An 11,208-nucleotide genomic window follows, 5' to 3' on the forward strand; every position below is an offset into this window, starting at 1 on the left:
CTGTTCACTGTTCACTGTTTTCTGAAACGCTGAATCACAAAATGCGCATTCATGGTGGCGCCTGTCAGTTTGCCAATCTCCGCTTTGGCAGACGGTTTGGCACGCCAGTGGTGAGGGGTCATGGTCAACAGATTATGCAGCTCTTGCTCGCTCTGTGGTTGCCAGTCGAACTGAATAACTTTTTCATCAATGGCACAGAAACGGTCATCAAGGAATTTGCTTGCGTCAAAGCCGGATTGACGCACGTCTTCGTACAAAGCTTCGCGTAACGGCATCAGATGGGACGCTCCGGTGCCGGCGACAATCAGTTCGCCACCGGGGCGGAGTACCCGTGCGATATCATCGGTGAACAAACGGGTGAATAGCACGATCACTCGCGACAGGCTGGCATCAAACAGGGGTAGTCGCGCCCCGCTGGCGACCAGCCAGGTTAGTGTCTTGTCGCGTTTCGCGGCGCTGTCTACGGCAAATTTTGAAATGTCCACGCCGGCGCCCTGAGCGCTTCCCAGTTGGCGAGCAAACTGCTCGGTATACCAGCCCTCACCGCACCCCAGGTCCAGCCAGTCTCCGTCTGGCTGTGAGGGGAGGTCTTTCAACAGGGCGTCCGCGAGTGGTTGGTAGCGGCCCAGCTGAAGAAACTCCGTGCGTGCCCGCACCATGGCCTTGTCATCTCCCGGTGAACGCGAGCGCCGATGCTGGGCCAGTAGCAGGTTGGTATAACCGCGCCGGGCACGGTCAAAGCGGTGACCATTGGTGCAGAGCCAGGCGTTGCCATTGAGCTGCAGGGGCTGCTCGCAGCTGGGACATTTGAGTTCAGGCATGATTAGTGCCTCCCTTGTGACAAGAGCAGTAATTCGGAGCGCTGCAATTGTGACTCCGCCAGCATATGGATCAATATTGTTCGGTATTGCGCAAGAGTTTCGTCCAACACTTGGGTCACCGCTGCGTGGCTGTTCTGGAGTTGCGAGCGTGCGGTATCGTTGAGGTTCTGTAGTTGCATTTCGAGTTTTCGGGTAATGGCTGGCAGCGTTTGCTGACTTTGTTCAATAAAGGCCAGTCGAGATTGTTGGCGGGTCAGCTGGTTGCGTAAACGGGTCAGCGTCTGGCGGATGGCCATTTGTTCGTTACTGAAATCATTGGGGATAAGCTGTTCAGTTAACGCCGTGGCCTGTTGTTGCCCGCGTTCCCACTGTTGTTGAAGCGCGATGCGCTGTTGCTGGTAATCTGCCAGCTGTTGTACCAGTGCGTTCAGCTCCCGGTTCAGGGTTTTATGACGTTGTTGCAATGTCAGCATGGCCGACACGGATTCCCTTAGTTGCCCGGTTTGTTCCAGCAAGTTGTGTTGCGGATGGCGCAAGGCGCGTCGCAGCACTGTTTTGCGAACGGCATCATCGAGCCGGGAGGGGAAAATAATGTCCATAGGATCCACTCTGCCTGCGTGTTGGAGCTGATCCAGCTGGCCGAGGGCATAGCGGCTCTGCTTATCAATTTCGCTGTACAGGGCCGCGGCGACTCCCGGGTTCTGTTTCTGCTCATCGTGGGCGGCGCTGATTAACCCCTCCAATGTAACTGGCCGGTAGGGGTAATGGTGTGCGGCGCGTAAAAACCAGTCACGTGCGGCATTGGGCTGGCCACTTAGCCGATAACTTTCTGCCATAAGCAAGCTGGCTTGTGGGGCCGCGGGGCTGGCGGTGTCGACTTCACGGAGCGTCTCGCGTGCCTGATTCATACGTCCCCCTTTCATTTGCACGGCGGCCAAGCGCAAACGAAGCTGGTTCAGGAGCACCAGTTTTTCTGCAGTGGGGAGGCGCGTGCTGTCACGGATTGCCTGCCTGAACTGGGCTTCCCGGCTGTCTGCCCGGCTCAGCACATCCATTGCCTGCGCCGGTGACGCCGCGAAGGCATATGAAGAAAGGGGGGGGAATAAAAGCCACGCTACAATAGCGAATGTGATCTGTTTCACGCCAAAAACCTTCCCTGGTCACAGCTAACTAGCCATAAGTGTAGAATGCGCGGCTTTAGTGGGCCACGACAGCAGTAGCAATGATTGCGTACTGGATGGCGCCACATTGTGATCAGTTAAGGCAAGGAAAGCCATGTTGGGGGAAGCGTCATTATTCAGGGGCGGCATCCGTGCTGCCTGCCTGCTCGTGTCTATGGGGGTGGCGTTGGCATATGCTGCGCCGACGGCGCAGCAGCGTATGTTCGACCGTCTTCAAGAGCAGGAACGCCAGCGGCAACAGCAGCAACTGGACGACATGCAGGTGCCGGGAGATGACTCCCCCATGCAAATCCCCCTGCCGGATGCCCCTGCTGATCCGGGGCGCTGCTTTTCTATCGATACCATTACCCTGAAAACGCTGGACGGTGAGGCCTCCCCGTTTGGCGCTGGGTTGGTTGAAACCGCACAGCAGCCTCAGGGAAGCTGCATGACCCTGCAGGATATCCGCACGCTTCAGGCGGTACTCTCCAACACCCTTATCGATCGTGGCTTCATCACCAGTCGAGTGCTGATTCCCGAACAGGATGTGGCCAGCGGCAGTTTGGTGCTGCTGGTGGTGCCGGGGCGTGTAGAAGGGTTTGACGCGGTGGGCATGTCGACCCGCCTGTTGGAGTGGGCGGTCCCTGCCCGGGCCGGTGATTTACTTAACCTGCGTGATCTTGAGCATGCCGTGGAATCGCTGGCCCGCTTGCCCCATCTCGATGCCAAGATGGATCTTGCCCCGGGTGAAGAACAGGGCGGAACGGTGATTCTCGGGCAGGCGCAGTGGCCACGCCGTTATCGCGGCACCCTGGTGATTGACGAAGAGCACTACGGTGATATTACTCACGGTACTGCTCAGGCCGGGTTTGACTGGGGCAATGTGACGGGGGTCCCTGACCGTCTCTCGCTGTCACTGAATACGGATCTGGATACCGAGTTTTCTGACCAGGCCTGGGGGGCCGGGCTGAGCTACGACATCAGTTATGGCTACTGGAATCTGGCGATGAGCTACAACCGCCAGGAGTACAAGAACACCATCGACGGCGTTTTCCAGGATTTCGCCTCCTCCGGAGCGACGGACACCTCCCGGTTGGAGCTGACCCGCACCCTGTATCGCAGCAATCGCGCCCGCTTCTCTCTTTCCCTGCTGGGCGCCTATTCAGACACGGAAAATCTGCTGGAAGACGCCGTTATTCGGGTCAGTAGCTATCACCTGCGTGCCTGGGGTGGCCGCGCCAATGGCAAGTATCTGTGGGGGCATACCCAGCTGGCAGGTACCTTCACTGTGGAGCAGGGCAGAGGCGCTGGCCCCGCGACCCGTTTGCCGGGGGATGTGTCAATTGCCGACATCTCGCACACGCGCTATCAGACATTTCTTACAGCCAACCGTTTCATAAAACCGTTATATAGCGCCTTATCCATTCGGCTAAATGGTCAGTACAGCGACGATGTACTGTTTCCGTCCGAACGGTTCTCCGTCGCCTCTAGCGCGGCGGTGAGGGGGTATCGGGATATCTCACTCAATGGCAACTCGGCCATGGCTGGCGCCGTGCAGCTGGATGTCTACCCGCCCATTACCGGGCCGGTGTCGTTCACGCCCTATGTTGCCTATGACTCGGGGGTTGTCCCCGGCAATCACAATGAAACGGGGTTTGCCCGTATTGATTCCTCGACGATAGGGCTTCGTCTGGGGTTTCGTCGCCTGCGCCTGACCACGGAAGTGTCCTGGCCCATGGAACAGCATTCAACGGAAATGACAGACAGTGAGTACACGCTTCATGCATCACTCTATGCCGAGCTCTGATCGCCCAGCTTCAGCTTTTCGCCGGGGGCTTGTTTATGGCTTGTCGCTGCTGCTGATCTGGCAGCCCATGTTGCTGGCGGCAGAGCCGATCACTCCCACACACAGCACCCAGGGTCGGCCGACATTGGATCAGGCGGCCAATGGGGTGCCGGTGGTGAATATCCAGAACCCCAATGGCAGTGGTCTGTCGCAGAATTTTTATAACGACCTGAATGTTGGCCCCAAGGGGGTCATCCTCAACAACAGTCAGCAACTGACGCAAACCCAGCTGGGGGGCTATATCGAAGGGAACCCGAACCTGCACAACGGTTCGGCAAGCCTGATTCTCAATGAAGTCATTGGCAGCAACCCGTCCAATTTGAACGGCTACATGGAGGTGGGCGGCAAGCGGGCCGATGTCATCGTGGCCAACCCCAATGGCATCACCTGTAACGGTTGCGGCTTTATCAACACCCGCCACGCCACCCTTACCACCGGTGAGTCCATTGTCGAAGAGGGCTACCTGCAAGGGTTTGATGTGCAGGGTGGCCAGATTCTGATTGGTGAAAGCGGCCTGAACGGGTCCAACACCGACCGATTCGACCTGATTGCCCGTTCAGTCCAGGTGGCCGGGGAGCTGCATGCCAATGAATTGAATGTGGTCACCGGTCAGCAGACCGTGGATCACTCGACATTGGCCACGTCCAATATGACGTCCGATGGCAATAAGCCTGCCTTCGCCATTGATTCCACCGCCCTGGGGGGCATGTACGCCAACCGGATTCGGTTGATTGCCAATGAAGACGGGGTCGGCGTGAAACTGGATGCACCGGTGGCGGCGCAGAGTGGTGATCTGCTGTTGTCGGCAGAAGGGAGGGTGACTTTCTCTGATGCCAGTGCCAAAGGGAATATGCAGGTCGCGAGTCACGAAGCGATTCAGTTGCAAGGTCGTACTGTGGCTGGCGAAAGCATGCGGTTCGCGAGTGAATCATTGACTGTCGAATCAGAGCAAGTCAGTGCGAAGTTTGTTGATGTGGTGTCTGCGGAGGTTCGCGTTAATGAAGGGTCGGCTTTGTATGCTACGGATTCCCTCTCTCTCACTGGCGCAAACCTGAATAACCTCGGAGAGGTTGCAGGCAAGAACGTGAGTATTGAGCTTGAGGGAAAGCTGGAAAATCACGGCGACTTGCTGGCTGATCATGCCATTTCGGTATCCACTGAGGACGTTGTCAATACCGGCACGGTGAGAGCGGGCCAGAATCTGGGGGTGACAGCTGAAACGCAGGTGTTAAACGCTGGCGAGATTGTCGCTGGCGAAAGTGCTGTCCTGAATAGCGTTGCCGGCCAAATTGAAAACCGTGGGCTGGTCACCGCAGAACAAGATCTTGCCGTCAGTGGCAGCAGTATCTCCAATGAAAGCGGGGCTGTCCTCAGAGCCCAAAATATGCTCCATATCGCAGCCACAAACAGAGTCGACAATGCGGGAAACATTGTTGGCAAGGAGCACCTCAGTGTTTCTGCCCAGGATGTTATTAATCAGAGAGCGGTAGAGGCGATTAATGGGGATGGCGTATTGGGCAGTGAGCAATTTCTGGATATTGATGCAGAGAGGTTAAGTAATGAATCCGGAGCGTTGATCGGTTCCGGGGGCGACATGGAGTTACTCGTTTCGGATGCATTGCTGAACACCTCATCCAGCATTCAGGCACTAGGAAGTATCTACATCGGTGCCGGTTATCCGGAGATGACCGAGGGCATGACAGAAGAAGAAAATCAGGATGCCCTTGATGCTGCCAAGAATAATCTGGTGAAAAATGATCAAGGCGAAATCGTGACCCGGGATGGCGATATCACCATTTTTACCCGGCACCTGGATAATAGCCGTGAAATTCATCTTTCAAAGGATGACAACGTTACCGCGGAAGACTTGATGGAGGCCAACTGGCTAGCCCTTCAGGATGATGATCCCTTGAACGATATTATCCGGCTCATGGCTGATAATGCCGAAATGAGCAAGGACGATTGGGCCTTTGTTTTTGATCCCAAGGTTTACTCTCTACCCTTGTATTCATCTGCCGCCGATGAAAGATTTAGATTCGTTGATTTTTGGCTATCCAACTATACCGATTACCTTAATTCGTCTTTCGGGGCTGGGCTGACCGTCAATGACGTTGACGAAATCAGGAAAGTGTTGGTCGGTAACAAAGAATATATCGCCGGCAACCCCAGGTTGCCGGGATACTACGAATATTCAGGATACAGCGAGTCTTCCCCAATTAATGTCGGTGGCGCTAAAAATCCATTAGCCGAAACGATGTGGATCATCAGCAGAGTAACACAAATTATTAAGGGGATAGATCCGCAAAAATACAGCCAGCTTCTAGGAAAAGTGAAGGCTAGAATGGCTGGCCATATAGGCACGTTGAATGTTTGGCAGTCTACTTGTGGACGAAACAGAGGGGATTGGCGCTCCGGCGGTGAGTCTTGTGACAATAATTACGTTAAGTACTATCAATTCGGTCCAGACCGCTATGATGACGTAATCGATAGTGAATATGATCGCAACCCATCCCTTATTTCATCTGGAAAGGATCTGGTTATTTATGGCGATACCATTGATAACCGTTTCAGCACACTGGCTTCTGTAGGGGATATCCACCTTCAGGGTGACACGCTGCTAAACGAAAGCTTCAGACTTCAGCGTCACTTTAATGTTCGCTGGGGTTGGAAACATTGGCATAACTATAAACACAACCCTGACCCGGGTTGGAGGCCCAGCCAATATACTAACTATGTAGAAAGAACGGTTGATTTGCTGGATGAAGACGGCAATCCGACGGTCATTTACAGTGTTATCGCCGCGGGTGGGAACGTCACGGGCAGCCTGAAAGACAAAATCGAAAATGCTGAGCGAACACGGGACGATGAAGGTTTCGAGTTTGATGAAGATGAATATGTGAAGGAGGAGCCTGAAGACCCGAGTGAAGGGGGTGAAAATACCGGGGACAGCGATGACGCACCGGAGGAATATGTCGACTGGGGTGGCAGTGACATTGCGCGTGTTATTAGCACCATCTCGGATAGAACCCTTGAGCTTCTGGACCGACACAATAGCCTGTTTTTCATCAATGGTGATCCCAATCACCCCTACCTCATTGAGACCAATCCGCTCTTTGCCAGTCTTGATGGCTTCTTGGGATCCTCCTACCTCATCGACCGGCTGGGTTTAACCCCCAACGTAACCACAAAACGGTTAGGTGACAGTTATTACGAAACCAGCCTGATCCGCGATGCCGTGATCGCAGCAACGGGTACCCGTTTCCTGGATCCTGACTTCGATAGTGACCAAGACCAATTCAGCTGGCTGATGGAAAATGCAATCGCGTCAGCGGAATCCCTCGAATTGTCGGTTGGCATCAGCCTGAAACCTGAACAGGTTAATGCGCTTCAGCATGACATTGTGTGGATGGAGGAGCAGGAGGTCGCCGGTTACCGTGTGCTGGTGCCGGTATTGTATCTTGCTCCGGGGAGCGCAGATCTGACCCGCGAAGGCTCGGTTATTTCTGGAAACAATGTGCATCTCGAGGCCGACGGCATTGGCAATAGTGGTGCTATTGCGGCGCGTCAGAACATGACGCTCCAGGCGGGAGAGCAAGGGGTGGTGAACCACCAGGGAGCTCTGCAGTCAGGTGGCCTGATGCTGGTCGACAGCGAGGGCGATATCAAGAACCAGAGTGCCTCCATCCAGGGCCGCGACGTGGTGCTGCAAAGTCAGGGCAGCATTATCAATGAAGTCGATGCCGAATTTATTCAGGAGACCCGTGAAGGCGACCAGTACTGGCGGACCGAGTATGGTGAAGCCAGCCTGATCGAGGCAACGGGCAATATGACGGCCAGCGCCGGTGAGAATATTCGGGTCACAGGTAGCCATATTCGTGCTGAGAATGTTGGCATGCAGGCGGGCGGCAATATCCTGATAGAAAGCCTGGCAGTGAGAGAAGGATTTGATGGGCAGCATGCCGCGGGTGATTACCAGCATAGCCAGGTGCACCAGCTGGCCAGCAGCATTCAGGCAACCATGAACGTAATGGCGACGGCGGGCAACAGTATCGGGATTACCGCCTCGAATGTCTCCGCCGGGAACAATATCGGCCTGTCGGCGATTCATGGGGATATTCTCATTCGTGCCGCAGCCAATGAAGACTACGAAAACTACCACTACGAAGATAGCGAAGAAGAAAAACAGATCACCAATCATACCGTCAATCAGGTGCAGAGTACGCTATCTGCTGGTGGTGACATGCAGCTGGATGCGGGTGGCGACCTGATTGCCATTGCCTCTTATCTTCAGGCGGGTGGCGATATGTCATTGGCAGCGGCCGGAGATATTGCCTTGCTCGCAGCGCAGAATTCTCAGTATCACCTTTACGAAAGCAGCAAGGACGGAGACTACGGAGCCAAAAGTCACAAGAAAGACGAAATCCAGAATGTGACGAATGTAGGCACCACTCTGGAAGCGGGGGGCAACCTTTCCGTCAATAGTGAAGGAAATCAACGCTACCAGGCAGCCCGTCTGCAAAGCGGGGGCGATATCAGCATCGTCAGTGGTGGGCATATCACCTTTGAGTCCGTAAAAGACCTTTACCGTGAAACCCACGAGCGAAGCCAGGGCGATTTGGCCTGGAACAAGATGGCGGGTGAAGGTCGCGTTGATGAGACCGTCTTCCAATCAGAAATCGTGGCTGCCGGCAATCTGGCGATTGATGCCGCCGAAGGCATGACGATTGATCTGAAAGACATTGATCAACATTCCGTGAGCCAGTTGATCGATGGCATGGTGGCTAATAACCCGGACCTCGCGTGGTTGAAGGAAGCCGATGCGAACGGTGAGGTGGATTGGCAGCGTGTGCAGGAAATGCACGACAGCTGGGAGTACGAGAGCCAGAGCATGGGGGCGGCCAGTGCGTTGGTGGTGGCGATTGTGGTGACGGCGTTGACGGCGGGTGCGGCAAGTGCCGCTGTTGGCTCTATGGCAGGTGCAGGGGCTGGCACTGGTACTGCAATGGCGGCAGCTGGTTCCGGTGTTGCTGCGGGATGGGGAAATGCCGCTGCTACGGCGATGATCGTTGGCGCAGCCACAACAGCAACGACCAACACGATTAATAATGGTGGCCGCCTCGATGAGACCCTCAAGAGTATGGATAACTCTGAATTCTACGAGGGAATGGCAGTGAGTGGACTGACTGCGGGGCTGACCTCTGGTTTGGACTCACTGTTCAATGACTATGTTAGCTTTGGTCGTGAAGGTATCGCGCAGACCGATTCTATCAATGGGCTAACCAAAGGGTTCAATTTGAGCCAGGCTCCAGGTATGGCTGGGTTCACCCTGCACCATGTAGGACAAGCAGGGATTCAGGCAGGTGTTAGTAGCACTATCTATGGCTCGAGCTTCAGTGATGCATTTGACAGCAGTCTTGAAATACAAGGCAACAACGTATTGTCAGCGTTAGCGTTTAATCAGGTAGGTAATCTGGGGGATTACCTGACCGAAGATGCTGGGCTCAATGGAGACATTCTGGGCTTTGACTTATTCGTAGAAGGAGGGCTTGGCAGGACTGGACTGCACGCTCTAACTGGTGGAGCTATTACCGAAATCACAAGTGGAGACTTTGCCACCGGTGCTGCGGGGGCAGGAATGAATCAACTTCTGTCTGGTACGTTGGCAAGCGCTGCAAATGGATTGGGAAGTGGTGATCCGAGCAATATTAATGCCTGGCGAGTGGCGGGAGCTCAACTGGCAGGACTGGCAGGGGCCGTGGCAGTTGATGGCGATGTGAATGATGGTGCCTGGATCGCAAAGCAGGCGGATGCCTATAACCGGCAGCTTCACAGGGAAGAGCTGAAATTAATCAAAGATAATCTGGATGAATATATAGAGGAACAGGCAATTATTGGACGATATATTACTGAAGGAGAGGCGTTATCGGAGCTGGTGTTGGCTGCGCTTCAGGAGGTCGATGCCAATTATGATGGAAATATCAGTGATAACCCTCTTGCATCAGATTTCCTAAATCGAATTTCGAAAGAATCAAGTCTGAGTTTGATCAGCACTGATGGACAGAAGACGGCACTTTTTGAAGCCTCTGATGCGGATTATTTTAATTCATCTGCCTATATGGACGAGCTTTATTATTCAGGTATGGGGCTGTATGAAGGCGGTTTGGATGATCAAAATCTGGTTCGTCAGGTTTTGCTTGATCCGAGAAATGGGTGGTCTGTTGAAGCAGGTGCGTATCATATTTATCAAGATACATGGATTGAGGCTAATAGTTACTTTGCTGATAAGACCTCTGATCAGTTCTTCATGGTTTTTGGTGGGGCTTTGGCGGCTCCTATTGTTGTGTCTGCTGGTGTGGGGGGCGCTGGATGGGCTACTACACAGATGCAAGCCTTTTCCGCAGCGAGTTTGACTGGCGCGCAAAGTCTTGGAGCAAGCGGATATGCTGGGTTTTGGTCGGCTCAGAATGCTGCAGTAATAGGATTATATCGGCTTGGTACTGCAGTCTCAGGAACGGTTATGATTCCTCAGTTTTATAGTGGAGTAGCTGCTAACACCTCGTTGAGGTTGTCTCAGGCTGTAGGAGCTAGCGGTTATTCTGGTATGTATGCCGCAGAGAGCTTTGCCGTAAGTAATGCATACAGACTTGGAGCATGGGGGATGGTTCAGGTGGGCGCTATAAGCGGATCTTTATATAATGTATCCTCTAGGGCTAGTGGTTATTTACACAGTCCAACGGCGCAAAATAGTTTATCTTTCGCTGATGATTTTATACAGGGGGTGTTTGTTCCAGGCTGGCCGCCGAATTCATTGGCTGGTTATTTTGGGGCATGGACGGGAATGCAGATTTCTGAAAAGGATAATGATTGATGAATAATATTGATAGGGTTGCGGCTGTCGGTATTTCTTTCGCTATTTTTTCGGCTGGATCATTGGTTGTTAATGGTGGATTCTATAGTAAAAAGTTTAGATTTGATTTTGATTTTGGTGATTATAACTTGCTAATTGGTGGAGGTCTTATAGGTTTTTCTATTTATGTTTTTCTGTTGGCAACTAAATGATCTAGGGTTTGGTGATGTCTAGACCAATCCGTATTGAATTTTCAGGAGCGCTTTATCATGTGACGTCCCGTGGGGATCGGCGCGAGGCGATCTATGAGGATGAGGAAGACAGGGAGCGTTTTCTGGCGTTGCTTGGCGATGGTTGGCAAGCAGCCCAGCCCTCCCTGGCTGGAAACGGATGGCCTGCTGGCTGCCTTTGGCCCGAAGCGCGCTGTGACGATAAGGCGATACCGCGAATTTGTGTTTCAGGGAATAGGGGGAGAGTCGATCTGGATTAACCTCAAATCGCAGGTTTTTCTGGGTGATGAGGATTTTGTTGCAA

At 53.6% G+C, this 11,208-nt stretch carries 6 protein-coding genes; 3 read left to right on the forward strand and 3 right to left on the reverse strand.

Annotated features, from left to right (window positions below; genetic code table 11):
- Positions 1–11: 11 nt before the first annotated feature.
- The gene (locus Q672_RS19750; protein ID WP_022984136.1) at positions 12–821 is read right to left on the reverse strand and encodes a putative RNA methyltransferase; all 810 of its coding nucleotides are present in this window, start codon (positions 819–821) and stop codon (positions 12–14) included.
- A 2-nt stretch (positions 822–823) separates the two neighbouring features.
- Positions 824–1,876, reverse strand: a complete 1,053-nt coding sequence (locus tag Q672_RS19755; protein WP_022984137.1) for a tetratricopeptide repeat protein — start codon at positions 1,874–1,876, stop codon at positions 824–826.
- 325 nt (positions 1,877–2,201) lie between these two features.
- On the opposite strand from Q672_RS19755, the gene Q672_RS19760 reads away from it, so the two are divergent.
- Genes Q672_RS19760 through Q672_RS19765 form a run of 3 tightly spaced genes read left to right on the forward strand, consistent with a single transcriptional unit; the run spans position 2,202 to position 10,886 of the window.
- Complete coding sequence (locus Q672_RS19760) at positions 2,202–3,788, forward strand: ShlB/FhaC/HecB family hemolysin secretion/activation protein (protein WP_160169798.1); 1,587 nt, start codon at positions 2,202–2,204, stop codon at positions 3,786–3,788.
- On the forward strand, positions 3,775–10,695 hold the full coding sequence (locus Q672_RS33770) for a two-partner secretion domain-containing protein (protein ID WP_022984139.1): 6,921 nt from the start codon (positions 3,775–3,777) through the stop codon (positions 10,693–10,695). The genes Q672_RS19760 and Q672_RS33770 overlap by 14 nt, the downstream gene beginning before the upstream one ends.
- On the forward strand, positions 10,695–10,886 hold the full coding sequence (locus tag Q672_RS19765; protein ID WP_022984140.1) for a hypothetical protein: 192 nt from the start codon (positions 10,695–10,697) through the stop codon (positions 10,884–10,886). Before Q672_RS33770 ends, Q672_RS19765 begins: the two co-directional genes overlap by 1 nt.
- Before the next feature lie 18 nt (positions 10,887–10,904).
- Here Q672_RS19765 and Q672_RS34320 read toward each other — a convergent pair.
- A partial coding sequence (locus Q672_RS34320) for a hypothetical protein (protein WP_235047178.1) occupies positions 10,905–11,208 on the reverse strand: 304 nt, incomplete at its 5' end.

The sequence above is a fragment of the Alcanivorax sp. P2S70 genome (assembly GCF_000475295.1).
Taxonomy (GTDB): domain Bacteria; phylum Pseudomonadota; class Gammaproteobacteria; order Pseudomonadales; family Alcanivoracaceae; genus Alcanivorax; species Alcanivorax profundi.